This window comes from Flavobacterium zepuense, from assembly GCF_007097145.1.
Taxonomy (GTDB): domain Bacteria; phylum Bacteroidota; class Bacteroidia; order Flavobacteriales; family Flavobacteriaceae; genus Flavobacterium; species Flavobacterium zepuense.
Map to the genome: position 1 here is coordinate 1 of NZ_VJVZ01000012.1, position 23,602 is coordinate 23,602.

The 23,602-nt window shown below is 42.1% G+C and carries 15 protein-coding genes; 7 read left to right on the plus strand and 8 right to left on the minus strand.

The genetic code is table 11. The features are described 5' to 3' along the window. Nucleotides 1–5,790, minus strand: a 5,790-nt coding sequence (locus FMM05_RS16615; protein WP_143374545.1) for a choice-of-anchor L domain-containing protein, incomplete at its 3' end; no start/stop codon positions are given. Between the two features lie 603 nt (nucleotides 5,791–6,393). On the opposite strand from FMM05_RS16615, the gene FMM05_RS16620 reads away from it, so the two are divergent. Together FMM05_RS16620 and FMM05_RS16625 are read left to right on the plus strand one after the other, a co-directional pair. Further along, nucleotides 6,394–7,653, plus strand: a complete 1,260-nt coding sequence (locus tag FMM05_RS16620) for a putative DNA modification/repair radical SAM protein (RefSeq protein ID WP_143374546.1) — start codon at nucleotides 6,394–6,396, stop codon at nucleotides 7,651–7,653. A gap of 47 nt (nucleotides 7,654–7,700) precedes the next feature. Then, the gene (locus tag FMM05_RS16625; protein ID WP_143374547.1) at nucleotides 7,701–8,477 is read left to right on the plus strand and encodes a TIGR03915 family putative DNA repair protein; all 777 of its coding nucleotides are present in this window, start codon (nucleotides 7,701–7,703) and stop codon (nucleotides 8,475–8,477) included. Between the two features lie 286 nt (nucleotides 8,478–8,763). On the opposite strand, the gene FMM05_RS16630 is transcribed toward FMM05_RS16625, so the two are convergent. The 4 genes from FMM05_RS16630 to purN form a co-directional block, all read right to left on the minus strand. Continuing rightward, the gene (locus FMM05_RS16630) at nucleotides 8,764–10,662 is read right to left on the minus strand and encodes an amidophosphoribosyltransferase (protein WP_143374548.1); all 1,899 of its coding nucleotides are present in this window, start codon (nucleotides 10,660–10,662) and stop codon (nucleotides 8,764–8,766) included. A gap of 58 nt (nucleotides 10,663–10,720) precedes the next feature. Beyond that, nucleotides 10,721–11,653 (minus strand): PfkB family carbohydrate kinase, encoded by a 933-nt coding sequence (locus tag FMM05_RS16635; RefSeq protein WP_143374549.1) that lies wholly within the window; start codon nucleotides 11,651–11,653, stop codon nucleotides 10,721–10,723. Nucleotides 11,654–11,960: 307 nt separating this feature from the next. Then, complete coding sequence (gene rnhA / locus FMM05_RS16640; protein ID WP_143374550.1) at nucleotides 11,961–12,437, minus strand: ribonuclease HI; 477 nt, start codon at nucleotides 12,435–12,437, stop codon at nucleotides 11,961–11,963. Nucleotides 12,438–12,533: 96 nt separating this feature from the next. Next, nucleotides 12,534–13,103, minus strand: a complete 570-nt coding sequence (purN, locus tag FMM05_RS16645; RefSeq protein WP_143374551.1) for a phosphoribosylglycinamide formyltransferase — start codon at nucleotides 13,101–13,103, stop codon at nucleotides 12,534–12,536. 176 nt (nucleotides 13,104–13,279) lie between these two features. On the opposite strand from purN, the gene FMM05_RS16650 reads away from it, so the two are divergent. From FMM05_RS16650 to pyk, 5 genes are all read left to right on the plus strand, one after another. Further along, nucleotides 13,280–13,516, plus strand: a complete 237-nt coding sequence (locus tag FMM05_RS16650) for an acyl carrier protein (RefSeq protein WP_019037482.1) — start codon at nucleotides 13,280–13,282, stop codon at nucleotides 13,514–13,516. A gap of 197 nt (nucleotides 13,517–13,713) precedes the next feature. Further along, nucleotides 13,714–14,967 (plus strand): beta-ketoacyl-ACP synthase II, encoded by a 1,254-nt coding sequence (fabF, locus tag FMM05_RS16655; protein WP_143374552.1) that lies wholly within the window; start codon nucleotides 13,714–13,716, stop codon nucleotides 14,965–14,967. A 9-nt stretch (nucleotides 14,968–14,976) separates the two neighbouring features. Beyond that, a complete protein-coding gene (gene rnc / locus FMM05_RS16660) occupies nucleotides 14,977–15,723 on the plus strand; it encodes a ribonuclease III (RefSeq protein WP_143374553.1) in 747 nt (248 codons plus the stop codon). A 135-nt stretch (nucleotides 15,724–15,858) separates the two neighbouring features. After that, nucleotides 15,859–16,329, plus strand: a complete 471-nt coding sequence (locus FMM05_RS16665; RefSeq protein ID WP_185965615.1) for an IPExxxVDY family protein — start codon at nucleotides 15,859–15,861, stop codon at nucleotides 16,327–16,329. Between the two features lie 4 nt (nucleotides 16,330–16,333). Beyond that, nucleotides 16,334–17,764, plus strand: coding sequence for a pyruvate kinase (gene pyk / locus FMM05_RS16670; RefSeq protein WP_143374555.1), 1,431 nt, complete (start codon nucleotides 16,334–16,336; stop codon nucleotides 17,762–17,764). 190 nt (nucleotides 17,765–17,954) lie between these two features. Here the strand turns inward: pyk and FMM05_RS16675 are convergent, their stop codons facing one another. From FMM05_RS16675 to kbl, 3 genes are all read right to left on the minus strand, one after another. Then, nucleotides 17,955–20,729, minus strand: coding sequence for a PD-(D/E)XK nuclease family protein (locus tag FMM05_RS16675; RefSeq protein WP_143374556.1), 2,775 nt, complete (start codon nucleotides 20,727–20,729; stop codon nucleotides 17,955–17,957). Nucleotides 20,730–20,801: 72 nt separating this feature from the next. Then, entirely contained in the window at nucleotides 20,802–22,193 is a 1,392-nt protein-coding gene (locus tag FMM05_RS16680) for an OmpA family protein (protein WP_143374557.1), read from the minus strand. A 111-nt stretch (nucleotides 22,194–22,304) separates the two neighbouring features. Next, nucleotides 22,305–23,498, minus strand: a complete 1,194-nt coding sequence (gene kbl / locus FMM05_RS16685) for a glycine C-acetyltransferase (protein WP_143374558.1) — start codon at nucleotides 23,496–23,498, stop codon at nucleotides 22,305–22,307. Between the last annotated feature and the right edge of the window lie 104 nt (nucleotides 23,499–23,602).

The following is a 23,602-nucleotide window of genomic DNA, read 5'->3' on the forward strand; positions in this document are numbered from 1 at the left end:
TGCGTAGTCTGCTGCGCTCATTGAGCCCAGTACCTCATCCTGGTAGGTCGTTAAATTAAAGATTGAAACACCATCTGTATCACTACTACCATCATCGCAAAGCGCATAAGGAGCCGACGGCTCTATAGCAATTGGCCTTGGATGTGCTATCAGCTCTACCGTTACAAGGGTAATACAACCCGGAGCCAGTGTAGATTCTAATCGTATATAAAGCGTTTGGTTAAACGCCACTACATTATTGTAGCTGTCAAGATCTGTTATAGCATTGGTACCAAACTGAGAATCTTCCTCGGTTTCATAAATGCTTACGGCAACGTTAGGCTGTCCGTTAAGGGCTTCGGCAAGAGCCGGATTAAGGTTAAATGTACCATGGCCCAAGTCATCGAACGCGCAGGTTGTTAACGGCTGCGGAAACGTAGCAAGCGGTGGCTGCACTATGGTTATAACAAAATCGCTCTCATCGGTACAATTAGGTACTGTATTGGTTTCACCAAAAATATAAATGGTTTGTGTATTGGTAATAACCGTACCCGGAGGCAGCAATGTGCCCTGCCCACCCGGTTGTGTAAAATAATTACCTACCGCTAACTGAGGTAGCGTATAGGTTATACATGCGTAAAAGTCATCTATTTCAGGAACATCAATACTGTTAACCGTTACGTGGTACACGTGCTGATCTGAACAGGTTGTTGTTGGCGAACCCGTAGCGGCATAAATATATATATTCTGGCTCTGGGTAATCTGGGTACCGGCTGCAAGTTGTGTACCGCCCCCGTTGGTTTGTGTATAATAGTTACCTACGGTTAACGCAGGCAGCGTATATGTAAAACATACCGCAAGGTCGCCCTGGGTATCATCTACCACAGGTGTTACAAAAATAGTAATCGGCATTAGGTGCTCATCATTACAGTTTAGCCTTCCGCCAAGTTCGGCATAAACGTATAATGTTGTTGACTGTGTAATTACATCGCCAGCATTCATCATTACCTGGCCGGGTACATCGGGCCCGCCCGAAAGTGTATAATAATTGCCCACGGTAAGCGCAGGCAGCGTGTAACTGTCGCAGGCTTCCTGAGGGCCGGGATTATCGGCATCTATAGAAAGTACATCGATCTGGAAACTGTTTTGCGTAAAACACTCGCTGCTCGTGGCCGACTCTGCATAAATATACATAAGCATACTCTCTGTAATAAGATCATCCGCGCTGTAGGCTATCTGCCCCGGCACGTTTGGCCCGCCCGGCAATGCAAAGTAGTTGCCTGTAATTAGCGGTGTAAGAGTGTAGCTATCGCAAATTTCTACGGCAGATCGTGCATCTGCAATTGGGGTAACGTGTATAATAACATCAAAACTTGCCTCATCGGTACAGTTTGGCGATGTGCCTGTTTGTGCGTATACATAAACCGTTTGGTTCGTAGTAAGTACCGTGCCGGCATCAATCACACTGCCGGTACCGCCTGCTCCGGTATAGTAATTACCTATGGCAAGTGGCGGAAGCGTATAACTGTCGCATCGTTCAACTATAGCATCAAACGCAGGCAATACCGGGGTTTGGTTAATGGTTATGGTAAACACATTATTATCGGTACAGTTTGGCGTGGTGCTGCTGGCTACGTAAACATACAAATCTTGTGTGGCGGTAATAACATTACCTGCAAATTTAGGTGTACCGGTACCGGCAGGGCCGGTAAAGTAATTACCAAAAAGTAATGGTGGCAGTGTATAGCTATCGCAGGCCGAAACATCCGGTGGTGCCTGTGGGTTAACAATAACCTGGAACATATGTTCGGCTACACAGTTTGGTGTACCGCCGCTCTCTGCATAAATATAAATATTTTGTGTAGATGAAATAGCCTGGCCTTCTACCAACTGCGTACCTGAGCCGCCAGGGCCTGTATAGTAGGCACCCACGGTAAGGTCAGGCAATATATAACTTCCGCAGACTGCTATTACTCCCGGGTTAGGGATTTGAGGTAACGGAAGGATGGTTAAATTAAAGCTTTCTTCATCCGAACATATAAAGGTAGTGCCCGTTTGCGCATATATGTAGATAGTTTGCGATGCAGTTACATTGCTACCCACAGGCAACAAGGTACCCTGGCCGCCACTTTGTGTGTAATAATTACCCACAGTTAAAGCCGGTAAAATGTACCCGCCACATGCTGTTTGATCGGGCATATCGGTTACCGTTGGGCCCGTTACCGTAACCTGAAAACTGTGCTGGGCACGGCAGTTAGGGTATTGCGGATTAAAATTAAAGGTATAAACGGTTTGGCTGGCAGTTAAAACCGTACCAGCTGGCAATAATGTACCGGTACCGCCCGGGCCTGTGTAATAGTTACCGTTTACATTAGGTAGAAGGGTGTAGCTTCCGCACGACATTACATCGGCAGGGTCATCTGCAATAACCGGAGGTAGTATGGTAATTATAAAACTGTCATCGTTAGTACAGTTAACCCCTGATGTTACGGTAGCATGAACATATAGTGTTTGGCTTGCTGTAATCACGGTTCCGGATGGTATTACACTTCCACCACCATTAGGCTGATTCCTGTAACTGCCCATTGGCAACTGGGGCAGCGTGTACCCAGAAGCACATGCGGTTACGTTTACAGGTGCAATAGAGCCTGATATTATGGTAACGGTAAAGGAGTCCTGCGCAACACAGTTAGGCGTGCCGCCGCTTTGCGCATAAACGTATATAGTTTGAGATGTAGTAATGCTGCTGCCCGCTGCAAGTACAGTACCGGTACCATCGGGCCCCGTGCGGTAGCTTACTCCCGCAGGAAGCGCCGGTAAGGTATAACTGTCGCACACACGCACGTTAGATACTGCCGGAACAACAGGCTCCGGCGTTACAGTTACTATAAAGTTGCTTTCGGCAACACAAAACGGCTCTGCTGTAGACACTGCATAAACATAAATGGTTTGGCTGGTAGTAATTTCTGTACCTGCCGGTATAAGCGTACCTGTTGCTCCGGGGCCGGTGTAATAATCGCCTATTAGGAGCTCCGGCAAGGTATAGCCGCCGCAAACACTGTGGTCTCCGGGATTATCAGCTTCTTCTCCAATAACAATTACATCAAATACCCTCTGCCTCCTGCATCCAAACTGGTTGGGTGGGCTTAGTACATATACGGGCTGGCTTTCATCTAAAATAGTACCCGCAGGTATAGGGCCCTGCCCATCAGGGAGGTTAAAATACCCTGCGCCTGCCGGTAAAGGTGGCAGTGTATAGCTACCGCAAGCCTCAGCGTCAGTAATCGGATCAAAAACAGGCAACGGGTTTATGGTTACTGTAAACACCTCTTCATCGGTACATGTACCTCCTTGCGAAAAGGCATAAATGGTTTGTGTTGTAGCAATTGCAGCACCCGCGGCAATTGGGTTACCTGTGCCACCTGATCCTGTAAAATATCCGCCTATTGGCAACTCCGGTAAATTGTAAGGCCCACAGTTGGTTACATTTGCAATATCGGGTATATCGATGTTATAAACCGTTACTGTAAAGCTGTTTTCGGCAGTACATGCCGGGGTTGTATTTGTAGTGGCGTAAATGTATATGGTTTGTGTACTGGCTATAACTGTACCGCCCGGTATAACTGCACCTGTACCGCCCGGGCCTGTATAGTAATTTCCTGTTGTTAATACAGGCAGTGTATACGGCTGGCAAACGGCCATGTTACCTGGATTTGGTATAACCGGGTTGGGAACTATGGTTACCGTAAAGTTTGTAGTTTGGGTACATGCTGCTACAGCAGGTATATAAAAATAAATGGTTTGTGTTGTTGTTATAACCGTACCGTTTGCTAACTGGGTACCGGTACCGCCCGGGCCTGTGTAATAAAACCTTCCCGGCGGCAACGCAGGCAATGTGTAGCTTTGGCAGGCTGTAACACTTGGAGGAACCGTAGCGCCCGAAGTAGCAATATTAACCACAAAGGTGTGCTGGTTGGTGCAATATGGAGCTACGTTAGATTGTGCGAAAATATAAATTGTCTGGGTTGTGGTTATCTGCGAAAAGTTAGGTATTTGTGTACCTGTACCGTTAGGGCCTGTATAATAATGCTGCCCGTTAGGAAGAAACGGCAAATTATAAAAATTACAGGCAAAAACATTTGCCGGGGTTGCAACTACAGGCACCGGCCCCACTGTAATAGTAAAGCTTGTAATATCAAAACACGAAACCGAAAAATTACGCTGTATTCGTGCATAAATGGTAGCGCTCGCACTGGTATAGTTACCAGGGTTTAGTATGGGGCTGGTATTATTGGTGGCATTAGCCATACTGGTAAAATACGTAATGGTATTTTGGTTGGCAGGCTGTGCACCCAGTATAGATGCATCTAATTGTGTAAGGTTAAATAATGATGTTATACCCCCCGCCGTAGTGGCACACTGTATTATATTAGCCGGTTGGCCGGCCACCGGAGGCTCTACCGTTAATAACTGAAACGATACTACAACATAGCAATCGTTATTACTGTTTTTTACCCTTGCATAAATAGTCTGGTTACCGGCACTGGTATACATACCCGGCAGTCCGCCGGTATTAGCTTCGGCAGCAGCCTGGGTAGTATGGTAAGTTACAATCGTTGCAGGGTCTAAAGTCTGCTTAATAATCGGGGTATTAATATTAAGGTCGTATACATACTGTCCTCCGGAGTTTTCGCACGCCAAAAGGTCTACCGGCTGTGTGGCAGGTATAGGTAAGGCGGCCTCTATTAGTACCGTTTGCTCCGCTGTACACCCTGTAACAGGGTTGGTAATAGTTAGCTCATAGCTGCCTGTTTGCGCTATTGTAATGGTGCTTCCGCCTGCAACAGGCTGGTTATCTTTAGTCCATGAAAGGTTAAAATCGGTTTCGCTAAGGCCTGTATTTATTGTATAGGTATTATCGTTACACAATGCACCGCCATTTGCCACGGTTTGGTCTTCGCCCACCACCTGGTGGCCCAGGTTAAAACTGCCTTCCGGGAAAAACACTGCCGAGTCATAAGCACCATCTACACCCGATTGGCCTGCGTCATCTGCAATTACTAATTTTATATGGTACTGGTCTCCCACCACAAGATCGTGTGAGGCATTTAGCAAAACGGTCTGGCCTTCAAAATTAGTGGCCGAAGCCAGTGCATTACCCCCACCGTTAAATAATCCAAAATATTGAGAATTTACGCCGCACGAAGAGTTGTATAGAGCATTGCTTATTGTAGCTACAGATATAGGCTGCGAGGTATTTGGCACTACTGCCACATTTGTGGTAACACCTGTGTTAAGGTTGGTAAGTAAAAATACAAATGAATCTTTAGAGTCGCACTGGTAGGTGCCGTACTCTTCGGACGCGAAAAGAAAATCGACTGAGAAATTACTTGTTACAGCCTTAAAATCAAACTCAAGCACAGTAGCATTGCGGGAATTCATGGTAATACCCTGGGCTGCAAGTGCCGCTTCCAGGCTGGCATCACCAAGCCATAACGGCGATGTAGCGCTTGATATACCTGTATTAGGCCCCTGTGCTGCCGTAGCATTACCAGTAGAAAGTACTACACCACTCGCGATAGGAAAATTGGGATTGGTATTTTGAAAGTATCCAATACCATTACCCTGCGCGTAGCCATAATCAATACCGGTGCTTTTTGTAATATTGGCAACTTCGGCAAGGCATGCATCCCTTACCAAAATTTGATTTACCAACTGCGCAGGCGTATAAGCATTAGTGCTTACAGTAATGTTTTGGCTAAAACCCTTAACGATAAACAAAAGGGCAATAATCAGTAATTTTTTCTTCATAATTTATAAACAATAAACAAGCAATTTCTCACAACTCACAAATCCTCTTTTAAACCCTTAGTTTACAATGTTTTAAATATTTTACGCAAATATAAAACAGATAGTAAAATGTTCTTATTTTTTATGATAAAATATTATAGAATAATCATTTTTTAGATAAAATAGCGAATAAATCCGATAAATAACAATTATTTACATTGCATAAAAAGGTATTTAATCATATATTGAAATCTAAAACTTATTAATAAATGTTAATTGGCAATTAATTTGTATGAAATTATGTGCAAAAGTAATCTAATAAAATTCCCGTCATAGTGTCAAAAAGTTATTTATATGTTAAACAGCTTGACATATATTTCCCCCGCTATTTTAACAATTGTTGAGTTAACATTAGGTCTCTAAATGTTATTATTACGTAAAACAACTACGCAAAATTGCGGCGGGAAGTTTAACAAATTACCAATAAGTTTAACCAATTCGGTAAAGTGCTATGTATTGTCGCCAAACTGTACTACATGAATAATTCACAATTAAAACAATTTAACATTCGTTGAATATTTTCTTATATTTTAATTGATTATTTTTGCGTAAAGCAATAATGATATGTACGACAGGATAAGGGAAAAGCTAACAATTTTAGCCGATGCAGCAAAGTATGATGTGTCCTGCTCATCAAGCGGTGGCAACCGCAAGAACGACAATAAAGGCATTGGGGACAGCAGCAATGGCATTTGCCACACCTATACCGAAGATGGCCGTTGTGTATCGTTACTAAAAATATTGCTTACCAATCATTGTATTTACGATTGTGCTTTTTGCGTGTCGCGCAAGAGTAACGATGTTAAACGTGCCGCTTTTACGGTAGACGAGGTTGTGGAACTTACCATGAGCTTTTACCGCCGTAATTATATTGAAGGTTTGTTTTTAAGTTCAGGTATTTTTAAAAACGCCGATTTTACTATGGAACGCCTCGTGCGTATTGTAAAGCGCCTGCGTATAGAGGAGCGATTTAATGGTTATATTCATTTAAAGACTATTCCCGGCGCGAGCCAGGAACTGCTTACCGAAGCGGGCCTGTATGCCGACCGTATGAGCATCAACCTTGAAATGCCCACCGAGGCCGGACTTAAATTATTGGCTCCGGAAAAATCGCACGAGGAGGTTAAAAAACCATTGGGGTTTATTCAAAGCACCATAACCCAGTTTAAAGACGAGAAAAAAACAGGGCTTATAAAAAGTGTTCCCAAGTTTGTGCCTGCCGGGCAAAGTACCCAGATGGTTATTGGTGCCACGCCCGAGACCGACATGGAAATTATGTACAGTGCCGCCCAGTATTATAAAGATTTTTCACTTAAGCGGGTATACTACTCGGGTTACATCCCTATTAGTCATGACACGCGCATGCCGGTTATTGGCAGCCAGCCTCCCCTATTGCGGGAAAACCGTTTATACCAGACCGACTGGCTAATGCGATTTTATGGCTTTGAGGTGCAGGAGCTGCTTAACCTTAAAAATCCGCATCTTGATACCGATATGGACCCCAAGCTGGGCTGGGCATTGCGCAACCTGGACCAGTTTCCTATAGACATTAATACGGCAGATTACAGGATGATACTCCGCGTTCCCGGTATAGGTGTGAGCTCCGCCCGAAAAATTGTGGAGGCCCGTAAATTTGGCAGGCTGCGTAGCGACCAGCTTAAAAAAATTGGTATTGCCTACAACCGCGCCAAACACTTTATACGCTGTGCCGATAGCCCTTATTTTATTAACGAGCCCGATGCACCGCACCTTAAAAACCTTATCCTGGCAGAGAGCAGCAGTAAATACCTTAAAGTGCCGCAAAGCCAATTGAGTTTGTTTTAACTCCTGCAAGGTTTTAAAAACCTTGTAGGTATAAGCCATTAAAATAAATGACCACCTATATTTTCGACGGTTCTTTTGAAGGGCTGCTTACCGCAATATTTGAGTTTTACGACCGTAAGGAAACGGCCGTACAACTGGTATGGGATAAGCTGTACCAGCCTGCCATATTGCAGGAGTCGTTAGAAAGTGTAAATGATGAGGCCAAGGCCAAACGCGTGTGGGCAGGGCTTAAAAAGAAACTGAGCCCCCAATGGCAGCAGATGTTTTACAAATCGTACCTGAGCGAAGACCCGCAAACTTTTCAGGACCTGCTGGATTTTGCCCGATACATTTTTGACAATCCGGCAGGGGCCGAAAACAACTTTGGCAATCCGTATGTAATGGCGATCTCTAAAATGGATAGGAAAGTTAACCGCGAAAAGCACAGGATGAAGGCGTTTATACGGTTTCAGCAAACGGCAGACGGAATATATTACTGCCCTGTAGAACCCGACTTTAATGTATTGCCTTTAATAGCCTCTTTTTTCAAAAACCGCTATGCCGACCAGCAATGGATAATTTATGATATAAAGCGTAAATATGGCTTATTTTATAACCTGCACACCGTTGAAGAAATTACGTATGAATTTGTATCTGCAATTGATACCAAAAAAATAGTTCTACCTGCCGAATTGGTGGATGCGAAAGAAGAATTGGCATCTGTTTTATGGAAGGATTATTTTAACAGCACCAATATACCTGCACGTAAAAACATGAAGCTGCACATACAGCACGTACCTAAACGCTACTGGAAATACCTTAACGAAAAAGAAGGAAAAAATTAATGCTGGGGTAACCTTTAGACAGCCAAACAATTACCCCGAAATGCTATAAAATAAGAAAGGGAAAACCGTTAGATTTTCCCTTTCTTTGCCCCCAAAAATACCGTAAAAATTAATTTACTAATGCTATTTTGAGTAAAAGTATATGCTTTCTTATTATCATGCAAATTTTTTAGCTAAAAAACTTAAAAATTCGTTGAAATACACAATATTTAAGTTATCATTCAAATATTTCAGCTTACGCAAACAATTTCGTAAATTTAATTATTAAATATTACCTAATAATTAATTAATACGCCCTTGCATCATTTCCTTCATAAAAATTAATAAAGGCACGGTTAACAACACGGTTACCACCCGGTGTTGGGTAGTCGCCTGTAAAGTACCAGTCGCCTAAATTTTTAGGGCAGGCAACGTGTAAATTATCCACGGTTTGGAATATGATCTTTACCTCTGCATTAATATCTTTTGTTGTTAATATCTCTGCAATTTTATCAGATATCTCCTGATCGGTAAACGGAGCATAAAACTCAGTAACGTGGTTTACCACTTCGCTATCCGGCAGGTTTTCCTGTGCTTTACATTTTTTGTAAACATCATCTACTATATGTGCAAGTCCACGCTCTTTAAGCAATGCTAAAGTAGCCTGAAATGCCACTAAACCTTCCAGCTTAGCCATATCAATACCATAACAGTCAGGGTACCTTATTTGCGGTGCACTTGATACCACAACGATACGCTTAGGGTTAAGCCTGTCCATCATTTTAATGATACTCATTTTAAGGGTAGTACCGCGCACAATAGAGTCGTCTATAATAACAAGGTTATCTGTAGGCTTAATAACACCATAGGTAACATCATACACGTGTGCCACAAGGTCGTCGCGGCTGCTGTCTTCGGTAATAAATGTTCTAAGCTTAGCATCTTTAATCGCTATCTTCTCGGTACGTATCTTAACCGATAGCAGGTCTTTAAGGGTTTCCTCGGTAAGGGTGTGCCTGTTTTCTAATATATGGTTGTTTTTCCTGTCGTTAAGGAAATCCTGAGCCGCCTCTACCATACCGTAAAACGACGTTTCGGCCGTATTAGGAATATAAGAGAATACTGTGTTATCGGTATCGTTATCTATAGCTTTAAGCACATCAGGCAAAACAAGTTTACCTAAGTTTTTACGCTCTTCATAAATCTCGGCATCGCTACCGCGGGAGAAATAGATCCTCTCAAAAGAACACGCTTTTTTAGGCAGTGCCGGGATAATTTCTTCTACCGATACTTTACCGCTTTTTTTGATGATGATGGCGTGGCCCGGATCAAGTTCCTGAACATCTTCAAAAGCTACGTTAAATACGGTTTGGATAACAGGCCTTTCTGAAGCTACAACTGCAACTTCATCGTCCTGGTAATAATATGCCGGGCGTATACCTGCCGGATCGCGGAAAACAAATGCATCGCCATGCCCTATAAGGCCGGCCATTGCATAACCACCATCCCACTGTTTAGAGGCACGTTTAAGTATACGTGCAATATTTAATCGTTCTGATATAATAGGAGAAGCCTCCTGCTTGCTATATCCTTCGTTTTTACAATCCTGATACAGGTCGCTCACTTCATCATCAAGAAAATGACCAATCTTTTCCATTACAGTAACCGTATCGGCAAGTTCTTTAGGATGCTGGCCAAGCTCAACAAGGCTGTCAAAAAGCTGCTTAACGTTAGTAAGGTTAAAGTTACCTGCTACGATAAGGTTACGGTGCATCCAGTTATTTTGGCGCAGGAACGGGTGAACGCTCTCTATACTGTTCTTGCCAAAAGTACCGTAACGCACGTGACCCAAAAGCAGTTCGCCTATGTAAGGCAACTGGTCTTTTTGCAGCTGAACGTCGTTAGCATACTCTGGGTGGGCAGCCATTTCTTCGCTAATGCGGCCGTTTATTTGTGCAAACACATCCTGTATAGGCTGTTGCTGGTTAGAGCGTACACGGCTAATATAGCGCTGGCCGGGTTTAACATCTAATTTTATACTGGCAAAACCGGCACCGTCCTGGCCACGGTTGTGCTGTTTTTCCATTAATAGGTACATTTTTTGAATACCGTAAAAGGCAGAGCCATACTTTTCTTTATAGTACTCCAGTGGCTTTAATAATCGTACCAGTGCTATACCGCACTCATGTTTTAAAGCGTCGCTCATAGTTGTTGTGTGTTGTAGTTATATTAAAAAAAGCCCCGCAATGAGGCCTTAGTATTCTTTACTCTTCTTCCAGCGCTATATCAAACTGGGTTAACATTTTAAACTGTTGCAGGCGCTCTGTTACCTCCTCCTTCTGGAGGCGTTCCATGCGCTGGGTGCCAAACTCCTCTACACAAAACGATGCAAAGTTAGAGCCGTATATTATAGCATTCTTCATGTTCTTAAAGCTCAGGTTTTCGCTTTGCGCAATATAACCTGTAAAACCTCCGGCAAAGGTATCACCCGCCCCTGTTGGGTCAAACACTTCCTCAAGCGGAAGCGCCGGTGCAAAAAATATTTTCTTCTCGTTAAAAAGCAATGCGCCGTGCTCTCCTTTTTTAATGACCACATACTTAGGGCCAAGTTCCTGAATTTTAGCTGCTGCCTTAACCAGGCTGTATTCGCCTGTTAGCTGGCGTGCCTCTTCATCATTAACCGTAATTACATCTACGCGCTTAATAACCTGCAATAACTCTGCCAAAGCACAGTCCATCCAAAAGTTCATCGTATCCAGCACCACAAGCTTAGGCGTAGCAGTAAGTTGGTCTAAAACACCTATTTGCACCATAGGGTGCAGGTTGCCCAGCATAACCACATCGGCATCCTTAAAACTTTCAGGAACCTGGGGTTTAAAATCGGCCAGTACGTTAAGTTGGGTATCTAAAGTATCGCGGGAGTTAAGGTCGTTGTGGTAACGCCCGCTCCAAAAAAAGGTCTTGCCACCTTTAACGACCTCTATAGCAGAAATATCTATGCCGCGGCTGCTAAGCATATCAAGGTACTCTTGGGGGAAATCTTCGCCCACAACCGAAACAATAGCCGACTTAACATTAAAAAATGAAGCCGACAGGCCAATATAAGTAGCTGCGCCACCTAAAATCTTGTCGGTTTTGCCAAAAGGCGTTTCTATAGCATCAAAAGCCACAGTACCCACAATGAGTAATTTATTCATTGGTTTTTGTTTGAAGCCGCAAAGATAATGCATTAGTTACATAGTAACAACATACCTACTATCAATTTAGCTTATGGTTTGATACCGCATAATCGCAGTAATGTAAATTACATCGGTTTAGTAAATTACACTCAAAACACACCTTATAAATGTATCATCAGCACAATAAACTTTATGTTTAAAATAATGAGGGTTTTTAACGTATATGATTATAAAAATATTAGAAATAAAGCATGAATATTGATAGATTCTAATATTGACATTCCACAGCTAAATAATCCTGGATTTTTTTTATAAAGTCAGATGCTTAAACCATCTTACTCCCCACATCTTCATAAAAAGCATCAACATTTAAATTAGGTAAGCTTGATGCCATAACCGCAAGCTGGTCGCAACGTTCGTTTTGTGGGTGGCTGTTGTGGCCTTTTATCCATTTAAAGTCAACTTTATGCTGACGATAAATTTTAAGGAAGCGTTTCCAAAGGTCAGGATTCTTTTTGCCTGTAAAAACTTTCTTTTCCCACCCAAAAACCCAATTTTTGGTAACCGAGTCTACCACATATTTAGAATCCGACACCACAAGCACGCTGGTTCCGGGTGTTTTTAATTTCTCTAAACCTACAATAACAGCAAGCAGCTCCATACGGTTATTGGTGGTGAGCCTAAAGCCTTCGTAAAACTCTTTACGGTACGGCTGGCCAACCAGTTCCATAACCACGCCATAGCCCCCCGGGCCGGGATTGCCCTTAGCAGCGCCATCGGTATATATGTGTACGGTGTGCATTTTTAGTTGATTTGAAGATTTGATAATTTGTTGATTCGAAGCTTTAATTGCTGCATTTATGAATCATGAGAATTGAATTGCTACATTAAAACATTGCTATATTGAACCATTAAGTATCTCCTCAATAACCCTCGGGAAATGCTCATGCTCCAAAGCTAAAACTTTCAGGGCCACATCTTCGGGTGTTAAGCACTGCTCTATAGCCACCGCCTGCTGAAAAATCGTGTTGCCTTCATCATAATTATCGTTTACATAATGTATGGTAATGCCGCTTTCTTTCTCTTTATTTTCTAAAACGGCACGGTGCACGTGTATGCCATACATGCCTTTTCCGCCATAATTGGGCAATAATGCCGGGTGAATGTTAATAACCCTGCCCGGATAAGCCGCAATAATGTCGGCCGGGAACTTTAATAAAAAGCCGGCGAGCACAATTAAACCCGGATTAAAAGCCTGCACATGCAGCAGCACATTGCCGTTATTTAGCTCGTCTTTTGTAAATACCAGCGCAGGTACATTGTAAGCCCCGGCTTTGACCAAAACACCGGCATTTGCGTTGTTAGTTAGCACTACTGCCACTTTATGGGTTTTACTTTGTGAGAAATATCTCATTATTTGTTCAGCATTAGAGCCTCCCCCCGATGCAAAAAGCACTATATTTTTCATGTGGCGGTAATTTTTATTGTGCAAAAAAAAGAATAATATCCCGCAAAATAACGCATCTTTCACATTATTGTAAAATTAATTTTTTACTTTAGTACTCACATTTTTTGGGTAAACCTCGGTTTTAAAATAAAGTTTTTTATTTTTGCCGTTCAATTTAAATTCTAAAATTAAAGATTATGTCAGACATTGCATCAAGAGTAAAAGCGATTATCGTAGACAAATTAGGTGTTGACGAAAACGAAGTTGTAACAGAAGCTAGCTTCACAAACGATTTAGGAGCAGATTCATTAGACACTGTTGAGCTTATTATGGAGTTTGAAAAAGAATTTGATATTCAGATTCCAGACGATCAGGCTGAGAACATCTCTACTGTTGGTCAGGCTATTTCTTACATAGAAGAAGCAAAAAAATAATAAATATCTAACATCCATGTAACCTTATAATTGCATGGATGTTATTATTTATTGGCGGTTTTTAAGCCTTATTAAAAAGATTACCTAAAAGGCTAAAAGCCTGTATATTATACAAGTGCCCATGTATTGTTTATCTTTATTTGTTTAGAGAAACGCATGGGTATTGTTTTATAATTTTAAACTATAAAATTAAGTTTATGACGTTAAGGAGAGTTGTGGTAACCGGTTTGGGCGCTCTAACCCCCATAGGCAACACAGTGCAGGAGTACTGGGATAGCCTTATTAACGGTGTTAGCGGTGCTGCACCCATTACATATTTTGACACCACAAACTTTAAAACCAAGTTTGCCTGCGAAGTAAAAAACTTCAATGTTGAAGATTTTATAGACCGTAAAGAAGCCCGAAGGATGGACCGTTATGCCCAGTATGCACTTGTTGCTACAGAGGAGGCCGTAAAGGATGCCAACTTTAACTTTGACACCCTTGATAAAGACAGGGTGGGCGTTATATGGGGATCTGGCATAGGCGGACTGGAAACCTTTCAGGAAGAGGTAATTAACTGGACAAACGGTAACGGAACCCCTAAATTTAACCCCTTCTTTATCCCTAAAATGATCGCTGATATAGCAGGTGGACACATCTCTATAAAATACGGTTTCAGGGGGCCTAACTTTACAACGGTTTCTGCCTGTGCATCATCTACAAACGCGCTTATAGATGCGTTTAATTATATTCGCCTTGGGCATGCCGATGTTATTGTAACAGGAGGCAGCGAAGCAGCAGTAACCATTGCCGGTATGGGCGGGTTTAATGCCATGCACGCACTTAGCACACGAAACGACGACCCTAAAACAGCAAGCCGCCCTATGGATAAAGACCGCGAAGGCTTTGTTCTTGGCGAAGGCGCAGGTGCCCTTATTCTTGAAGAGTATGAGCATGCCATTGCACGTGGGGCTACTATATACTGCGAAGTTGGAGGCGGCGGCATGAGTGCCGATGCGCACCATATTACTGCACCACACCCTGAGGGGCTTGGCGCACGCAACGTTATGAGAAACTGCCTTAAAGATGCAGGCCTTAAACCGGAAGATGTAGATGCTGTAAACATGCATGGTACATCTACCCCGCTGGGCGATATTGCAGAAAGCAAGGCAATTATTGAGGTTTTTGGCGATCATGCTTATAACCTTAACCTAAATTCTACAAAATCTATGACGGGGCACCTTCTTGGTGCTGCCGGTGCTATAGAAACTATATCGTGCATATTAGCCATTAAACATGGTATAATACCACCTACCATCAATCATTTTACTGATGATGAGAATATAGACCCTAAACTTAACTTTACCTTTAACAAAGCCCAAAAAAGGGATGTTAAAGTGGTTATGAGCAATACCTTTGGTTTTGGCGGCCACAACGCCTGCGTACTGGTTAAAAAACTTGAAGCGTAATGAACCATTATGGGTATTTTTAATAAAATATTTTCTAAAAAATCCCGTCTGCCGGAAAGTGACGGGATTTTTTTTACCGAAATAAAAAATATGCTGGGGTTTGATCCGCTCGATCTTAACCACTACCGCAAGGCATTTACCCACAGGTCATCTAATAAACTCGACGAAAAAGGCTTTCCTATCAATTACGAAAGGCTGGAGTTTTTAGGCGATGCCATGCTGGGATCGGTCATTGCAGCCCATCTTTTTAACGAGGTACCCACCGGAGATGAGGGCTACCTTACCAAAATGCGCTCTAAAATTGTAAGCCGCGAACACCTTAACGAGCTTGGCCGCGACCTTAACCTTATTAAATGGGTAGAAAGCAAGGTTAGCGCACAGCATTTTGGCGAAAACATCCACGGTAACCTTTTTGAAGCTTTTATAGGCGCCATTTACCTGGACAGGGGTTTTGAATATTGCGAAAAATTTATCCACGAAAAAGTGATACTCCCTTATGTAGATATATCCAAGCTTGAAGGCAAGGTTATAAGCTACAAGAGCCTTGTTATAGAGTGGTGCCAAAAAGAAAAGAAACCTTTTTTATACGAAGTTTATGAAGACAACGGTGTAGAGGGGCAAAAGCATTTTGGCGTTAAACTTAAGATAGATGGCAGGGTGGTTTCACGCGCACGCGCTACTTCTAAAAAGAAAGCAGAGGAGCAGGCATCCAAAAGAGCATTTTTTGCATTTCAGGAAAAAATTAACAAAAAATAAATCAACCTGATAGATTACTCAAACGTTTTCGTGAAAAAAATAGCGTTAACTTAATTTTAAGAGTGTTTATTGTAAGTTATAAATAGTATATTTACGACTTATTTGGATTTGGAATTTATGGCTGTTCATAAATTAATGATTGACGATTTTGTTTCTGTTGATTATGGATTAGTAGCCATACACTCCTCCCTTGAAGATTGCCGCCTGGCTTATTTTATAAACCGCCATTTAGAGTTAAGGCTCGAAAGATGCCCTAAAGATGTAAGTTTTAAACGTAAGGATGGCGAAAGCTTTTTTTCCAGGTACCTTTTTGAAGACGACACTAACGATGCCGCCTGGAGCCTTATCCAAAATAAAAACAGCATGGTGAGCACGCAAACAAACAATACATCGCTTTTCTCGGGGGCTGGCCAAATGGGCACTTCCAGCGCTTTGTTTTTACCGGAGCTTAAAACGGTAGACTATATCTTAAAGATTGAAGACACAGGAGATGACGATACTGCAACAGAAAATGCCATTACAGGCCTGCTTGCCATTAAGTATGTTGCCACTGCTTATAAAATAAACCACCATAAACTAAAATCGAAAAACAATTTAATTTTCTAATAGAATGCCGACAAAGAAAAAAACCAAAATTGTAGCCACATTAGGGCCTGCATGCAGCACTAAGGAAGTGATTAAGAACATGATCGACGCCGGAGTTAACGTATTCAGGATTAACTTTTCGCACGCTGATTATACCGATGTTAAAGAACGTATAGATATCATCCGCGGCCTTAACGAAGAGTTTGGTTACAACACTTCTATACTTGCCGATTTACAAGGCCCAAAACTTCGCGTGGGTGTTATGGGCGAAGATATTATAGTACATAAAGGTGATATCATTACCTTCCAGACTGCCGAAGATGTTATAGGTACTGCAAGCAGGGTTTACATGAACTACAAGCAGTTTCCTAACGACGTTAACCCGGGCGAAAGGATCTTGCTTGATGATGGTAAGCTTATGTTTGAGGTTATTGAAACTAATAAAGTAGACGAGGTTAAAACTGTAGTTGTACAGGGTGGGCCGCTTAAGTCTAAAAAAGGGGTTAACCTGCCTAATACAAAAGTATCGTTACCGGCACTTACAGAGAAAGATATCAGGGATGCTATTTTTGCCATTGGCCAAAATGTAGACTGGTTAGCTTTATCTTTTGTACGTACGCCACGTGACTTACAAGACCTTCAGGATCTTATTGCTGAACATTCAGACCATAAAATTCCTATTATAGCTAAAATTGAAAAACCGGAAGCGGTGGAAAATATAGATAAGATCGTTGCTTACTGCGACGGACTTATGGTTGCCCGTGGCGACCTTGGTGTAGAGGTTCCTGCACAGGAAGTACCACTTATCCAGAAAAAACTAATAAACCGCGCTAAAACTGCACGTATACCTGTAATTGTTGCAACCCAGATGATGGAAACAATGATTACTAGCCTTACCCCTACCCGTGCCGAAGTTAACGACGTTGCCAACTCTGTAATGGATGGTGCTGATGCCGTGATGCTTTCGGGTGAAACATCAGTAGGTATGTACCCTGTAGAGGTTATCGAGAAAATGACACAGATTATTGAAGCTGTTGAAGATTCTCCGCTTATCACTGTGCCTCAAAACACACCACAGGTACGTACAAAGCGTTTTGTAACTAAATCTATTTGCTACCACGCTGCACAAATGGCTAACACCATTAAAGCTAAAGCAATTGTTACATTAACAAACAGTGGTTACACAGCATTCCAGATCTCTGCATGGAGGCCAATGTCTCAAATATTAGTATTTACAGATAATAAAAGGATACTTACACAAATGAGCCTTTTATGGGGTGTTAACGCGTTTTATTACGATAAATCGCTTAGTACCGATGAGACTGTAACAGAGGTTAACGAAATAGCTAAAGAAAAAGGCTACGCCGAAAAAGGTGACATCCTTATTAACCTTGCTGCTATGCCCGTGGCAGAACGCGGTATGGTAAATACCCTAAGGGTATCTGAAATTGAATAGTTTTATTCTTAATTCGTTTTTAATAGTGGAAAAGCTGCCTTAGGGCAGCTTTTTTTATGGGATATTATAACACAGGAATATTAAATGTCATGCTGAGCTTGTCGAAGCACGACATTTAATATTTATATATGTAAAAAAAATAGTGCCGCGCTTCGACAAGCTCAGCATGACATTATTTTTGCAACTGTAACTATTTAATTTCCTCTAAGAATGGGATATCGGCATTTAATATTTCATTAATGAGCAACACCAGTTGCGATTTAAATTCTTCCAATACAGCATCATCCACAACCTCTAAAACAGGGGCGCTTTTATCATAGCCATCTTTAAAATTAAAGCCCATAAAGCCGCTTTTCATATTTTTAAAGGATATGATACCTGCTTCAATCTCCATGCCTTTAGCTTCCGGTTCATACATAAAAACGTAACACAACAACTGGATTATCTTATCGTTTTTAATGTCGGTTGTAAGTCCGTCCCACGTTTTAAGTACAACATTAGCTTTATCAACCTTCCCGGTTTTATAATCGGTAATGCGGATGCGGCCATTGCGCTCCTCAATACGGTCTATGTTACCCGATATCACAACCGGGTACGGCAATAGGCTATCAGTAAGTGTACGCTCATATTTATGCTCCAGCGCCAGGATCTTAACGGCATCGCCATTTGCAAGGCCTTGCTTTTCCTGCCTTAAAAAGTTATGCACGTTACGCTTGGCGACCTCAAAAGCCAGCAGGTTTCGCCCTTTGCGAATCTCACCCTCTTTATAAACGGTAACAAACTGCTTCATAACCTCATCATCCGCCAATGCCGCCATAGAGGCAATACTATCTTCTGAAAGAAATATACCCACATAGGGCTTATACAACTCCTCCAAAGCGCCATGAATAATAGTACCCAGCGTATTAAGGGCGATGCTTTCCTCTACCTCATCGGTCTCTCGTATGCGGAGGATCCGCTGGTAATAAAACTGTATTGGGTTGCGCAAATAACCTGTTAGTGCCGATGGCGAAAAACCTTTGCCTGTGGCAATTTCTTTAAGGCGTTGGGTTACGGCAGTGGTTTTAGGCACCGTCATGGGTTCGTAAGCCTTTTCGGGCAGGTGGGCATTGTAAATAACGCTGGTTAAATTATGCGCAGGCTTTTTCTCAATTTCAAGCTGAGTTAAAAAACGGCTGCGTTCGCCGGCATCAAGGCCTTCGCTTTCGGTATTATAGAGCAGGTAAATATTTTTAGCGCGCAACAGCAGGTGGTAAAAGTGGTAGCTGTAAATAGCGTCTTTTTCTTTATAAGTTGGCAGTCCCAGTTCGCGCTTAACATCATACGGAATAAACGAGTTCTGGCTCTTGCCGGCAGGAAATTTTCCCTCATTCATACTTGTAATGATAACATTTTCAAAATCGAGCACACGGCTCTCCAGCACCCCCATGATCTGGAGACCAGATAGCGGTTCGCCCTCAAACGAAACCTCAGCCAGGTCTATAACCTGCTTGTAAATAGCATGCAGCACTGTAAGGTTATTTATTTGCGGATGTGCCTCATGGTAATTGATCAGCTTATTGATTACCTTAAATATTGAGTATAGAAATGCTTTGGCTATCTTGTCTTCCTCATCATCGGTACTCAAGAACGATTTTAAGCCCAGCATGATGTTGGAAAGGCGCGTGAGTACTTCGCCTACATTATCATCCCAACGTTCAAACAGGAGCCTGAAAAACGGCGAAGCATTGCCTTGTATCTCAAACAGTTTGTTAAGCGAAAAGAAGGTTATATTGTTCTTGTTGATTCTATCTACCAAATAAGATGCATTAGCATACGGTTCCACCAACGGATGGGTTAAAATATCCAATACCTCACGGTAATAAAGCGTGTAGCTTTTCTCACTGCGGTTAATGGCATTGGTATGCATTTTAAACAGCTTTTGAACCAGTATTTGAGCCGGGTTATTGCGGCTGCTGTAGCCCATAGTAATGTTAAGGCTGCCCACATTGGCCGGAAGGCTGTATAATAAAGGTATCAGCAGGCTTTCTTCACCTAAAACAAGAGCTGTTTTATCAAGGCTATGGCCTGCGTTTTGAAGCTGCTCGGTTATCTCTCCCGCAATCTTGGCCTGGCCTACGGTTTTAGGTGTACCAATGATATGGATATTTTTTTCCTGGCTAAACTCATTTGTAATCCATTCAAAAGGGTTGGCACTGTATTGTTTCCATTCTTTCTGAAAACGGCGCACAAACAGCCCGGCATCATGATAAGGGTCGCTTAAAAAAGCATAATCAATATCCCAGTACACTTTTGCCTGCCCGCCCGACATAAGGTGCTGAATGATTTTTTCCTCGGCAGCATTAAGTGCATTAAAACCTGCAAACACGTGTTGCCCTTTGGTATAACTATTACTAAAATGGGTAATGTTACGCACGGCCTCGCGGTAAATAAGCCCCTGATAGCCCACGCCCTTATCTAAAAGATGGGCATAAAGTGTATTGTAGTATGATGGCAGTAGTTTCCAGAATTCAAGATACGCCTCTATCATGGTAGTGCGCTTATCTACATCAACCGCCCAGTGCTCTATCTCCTGAATGTTTTCCAGATACGATAGTACGTGCGCCGGGTTAAGCAGGTAACGGTCTATCTCGTTAAAATCCTGTAGTAGGGTTTTACCCCAGTTGGCAAAGGTTTCAAAGGTTTGCTGCTTGTCATTCGGCGTGAGGCCAAGGTATACATTGTAAAATTCGAATAGCAGTTCGATAGAATCTATTGCGCGAATACCGGCCACATCCTGCACAAAATCTTCTATACTGATTATATTTGGGGCGAAAATAGTGCCGCTTAATTGCTTTTTTAAAGCTTCCAGTAAAAATATACGGGCGCGCTTGTTGGGTAGTACTATAGTAACATCAGGTAATGTGTTGCCATATATCTTTATTATTTCTGCACTTAGCTTATCTAAAAAGGTGGGGTTTGCCATGGCATAAAAATAAAAAAACGCCCCCGATAAATCGGGGGCGTTCCTTATAAATATTTGGTCTTTTAAAAACTATTAGTTAGTTTTTATCAGTTTAACTTCAACCCTACGGTTTTGAGCTTTACCTTTTGCATTTTTGTTAGATGCAATTGGTTTAGTTTCACCAAATCCTGTAGATGTTAACCTATCAGCCTGAATACCGTTCTCTACTAAGAAGTTTTTAACTGCTGCAGCACGGTTTTCAGATAGTGTTTGGTTAAGCGCGTTGCTACCATCGCTATCAGTGTGTCCTTCGATGCTAAACTGTGCTTGTGGATATTCTTTGAATATTGAAAGCATAGAAGCTAATACTGGAAGAGTTTCTTCTTTGAAAGTTGCTTTACCGCTGTTGAACAGGATAGTTTTAGCATACTCGTTAAGACGTTTCATTACTTCTTCAGTAACTTCAGGACAACCTCTGTTTGCAGAAGTACCTTTAACTGAAGGGCAAAGATCATCTTTATCTAATACACCGTCGCCATCAGTATCTGGCCATGGGCAACCACCGTTTTCTTTAGGACCTGCAACTTCAGGACATTTGTCATCTTTATCAGCTATACCGTCACCGTCACCGTCAGGGCAACCGTTAAGTTCTTTAGGACCGGCTACTGTAGGACAAGCATCATCTTTATCAGCTATACCGTCACCATCAGTATCAGGACATCCCTGGAATTCTGGTTTACCAGCTTCTGTAGGACATGCATCGTCTTTGTCAGGAATACCATCGGCATCTGTATCAGGACAGCCTTGGAATTCTTTTAAACCAGGTACTTCAGGACAAGCATCATCCTTGTCGTATATACCATCTTTATCAGTGTCTTTTCCACCAAATTTAAATGTAAGACCTGCAAAGTGCTGTATGTGCCTTGGCACGTTAGCTTCTGCCTGATCTTCAAATGTATGTTTGTAAGTAGACTGAACAGTAAGGCCAACATTTTCTGTAAACCAGAAGTTGATACCAATACCACCGTTTACTGTACCGTTTCCTTGCTCATCTAACCAAGTATAACCTCCACCAACGTGAACGTATGGGTTAAACCAGCTTTTTGTAAGGAAACCGTATTTTACGATACCGTCTACTGCATAGTAAGTAACATCACCCGGGTCAGTTACTAAATAATCCTGTGTACCCGCCGGGCGGTTAACCACTTTATCAATTTTGTTAACAGATCCTGTAACACCAAAAGAGAAGTTGTCTCCTATGTGCCTTGACACATTAAGGTAAGATACAGAAGGTAATACATTCCAATACTCGTCAGTTTTAAAGAAACCGCCAAATTGGTCCTCAAATTTAGAAGCAGCGCCAAAACGGTTGCTCACTGCATTGACACCAAAGGAGATAGCCCAAGGGTTGTCTTCGTCCTGCGCCTGAACGTTTAGTCCAACGACTAACAGTGCAGCAACGAATAGTTTGTTAAGATGTTTCATACTTTTTTGTTTTAATTACAACATAGGTTATATAGGACAAAATTACTGTGTTAAAATATAACCACAAAACGTTTTAATACAAATTATCCTACTAATCTACCTAAATTATAGTTAAATTACACTTAACATTTTGCCAACTTGTGAAAATGAAGCAATTGCTTTATCCAAATGCTCCTTAGAATGAGCAGCCGAAAGCTGTACTCTTATTCTTGCTTTTCCTTTTGGGACTACTGGGAAGAAAAATCCTATAACATAGATACCAAGCTTTAAAAGTTCATCGGCCATTTGCTGCGAAAGCTTTGCATCATAAAGCATTACGGGCACAATAGCACTATCGCCATCTACAATATCAAAACCTGCCGCTTTAATACCTTCCTTAAAGTAATTGGTGTTCCACTCCAGCTTGTCGCGCAGGGTGGTATCCTTCTCTAACAGCTCAAAAACCTTTAATGACGCCCCTACTATAGACGGTGCCAGCGAGTTAGAGAATAAATACGGCCTTGAGCGCTGCCTAAGCAGTTCTATAATTTCTTTTTTACCGGTAGTATAACCACCCATAGCGCCACCAAGGGCCTTGCCAAAAGTACCGGTTACAATATCTACACGGCCCATTACACCTTTAGCTTCAAGCGTACCTTTACCGGTTGCACCTATAAAGCCGGCAGCATGGCATTCGTCTACCATTACAAGGGCATCATATTTATCGGCCAGGTCGCATATTTTATCCAATGGGGCAACAACGCCATCCATAGAGAAAACACCATCGGTTACAATTATCTTAAACCTGCGGCCTTCTTCGTTTGCTTTTATTAGCTGCTGCTCCAGCTCTTCCATATTGCTGTTCTCATAACGGTAACGCGCAGCTTTACACAAACGCACACCATCTATAATAGAAGCGTGGTTAAGGCTGTCACTTATAATTGCATCCTCTTCGCCTAATAATGGTTCAAACACACCACCATTAGCATCAAAGGCCGCCGCATATAATATAGTGTCTTCGGTACCGTAAAAATTAGCTACTGCTTTTTCAAGGTTTTTATGGATATCCTGCGTACCGCATATAAAACGTACCGATGACATACCAAAACCGTGCGTATCTAACGCATCTTTAGCTGCCTGTATTACTTCCGGATGCGATGAGAGCCCCAAATAGTTGTTGGCACAAAAGTTTAATACTTTTTGTCCGCTATCCAGCGTAATCTCTGCCCCTTGTGGCGATGCTATTATGCGTTCTTTTTTAAACAGGCCGTTTTCTTTTATAGATTCTAATTCGGCTGTAAGGTGTTCTTTGATTTTTCCGTACATTATTTTGTTGTTTTTGTAGCCTCACCCCAGCCCCTCTCCTAAGGAGAGGGGAGAGAGCATCACTCAGTTGTGTTACAAAGGTATTTAAAGTTTTTATTTATTAG

What these genes read in the sequence shown, in the direction of transcription:
- purN (WP_143374551.1), bottom strand. Translation starts at nt 13,103, where the DNA reads ATGAAAAATATAGTGCTTTTTGCATCGGGGGGAGGCTCTAATGCTGAA.
- pyk (WP_143374555.1), top strand. Translation starts at nt 16,334, where the DNA reads ATGCCGACAAAGAAAAAAACCAAAATTGTAGCCACATTAGGGCCTGCA.
- kbl (WP_143374558.1), bottom strand. Translation starts at nt 23,498, where the DNA reads ATGTACGGAAAAATCAAAGAACACCTTACAGCCGAATTAGAATCTATA.
- rnhA (WP_143374550.1), bottom strand. Translation starts at nt 12,437, where the DNA reads ATGCACACCGTACACATATATACCGATGGCGCTGCTAAGGGCAATCCC.
- FMM05_RS16630 (WP_143374548.1), bottom strand. Translation starts at nt 10,662, where the DNA reads ATGAGCGACGCTTTAAAACATGAGTGCGGTATAGCACTGGTACGATTA.
- FMM05_RS16625 (WP_143374547.1), top strand. Translation starts at nt 7,701, where the DNA reads ATGACCACCTATATTTTCGACGGTTCTTTTGAAGGGCTGCTTACCGCA.
- FMM05_RS16665 (WP_185965615.1), top strand. Translation starts at nt 15,859, where the DNA reads ATGATTGACGATTTTGTTTCTGTTGATTATGGATTAGTAGCCATACAC.
- fabF (WP_143374552.1), top strand. Translation starts at nt 13,714, where the DNA reads ATGACGTTAAGGAGAGTTGTGGTAACCGGTTTGGGCGCTCTAACCCCC.
- rnc (WP_143374553.1), top strand. Translation starts at nt 14,977, where the DNA reads ATGGGTATTTTTAATAAAATATTTTCTAAAAAATCCCGTCTGCCGGAA.
- FMM05_RS16620 (WP_143374546.1), top strand. Translation starts at nt 6,394, where the DNA reads ATGTACGACAGGATAAGGGAAAAGCTAACAATTTTAGCCGATGCAGCA.
- FMM05_RS16675 (WP_143374556.1), bottom strand. Translation starts at nt 20,729, where the DNA reads ATGGCAAACCCCACCTTTTTAGATAAGCTAAGTGCAGAAATAATAAAG.
- FMM05_RS16635 (WP_143374549.1), bottom strand. Translation starts at nt 11,653, where the DNA reads ATGAATAAATTACTCATTGTGGGTACTGTGGCTTTTGATGCTATAGAA.
- FMM05_RS16680 (WP_143374557.1), bottom strand. Translation starts at nt 22,193, where the DNA reads ATGAAACATCTTAACAAACTATTCGTTGCTGCACTGTTAGTCGTTGGA.
- FMM05_RS16650 (WP_019037482.1), top strand. Translation starts at nt 13,280, where the DNA reads ATGTCAGACATTGCATCAAGAGTAAAAGCGATTATCGTAGACAAATTA.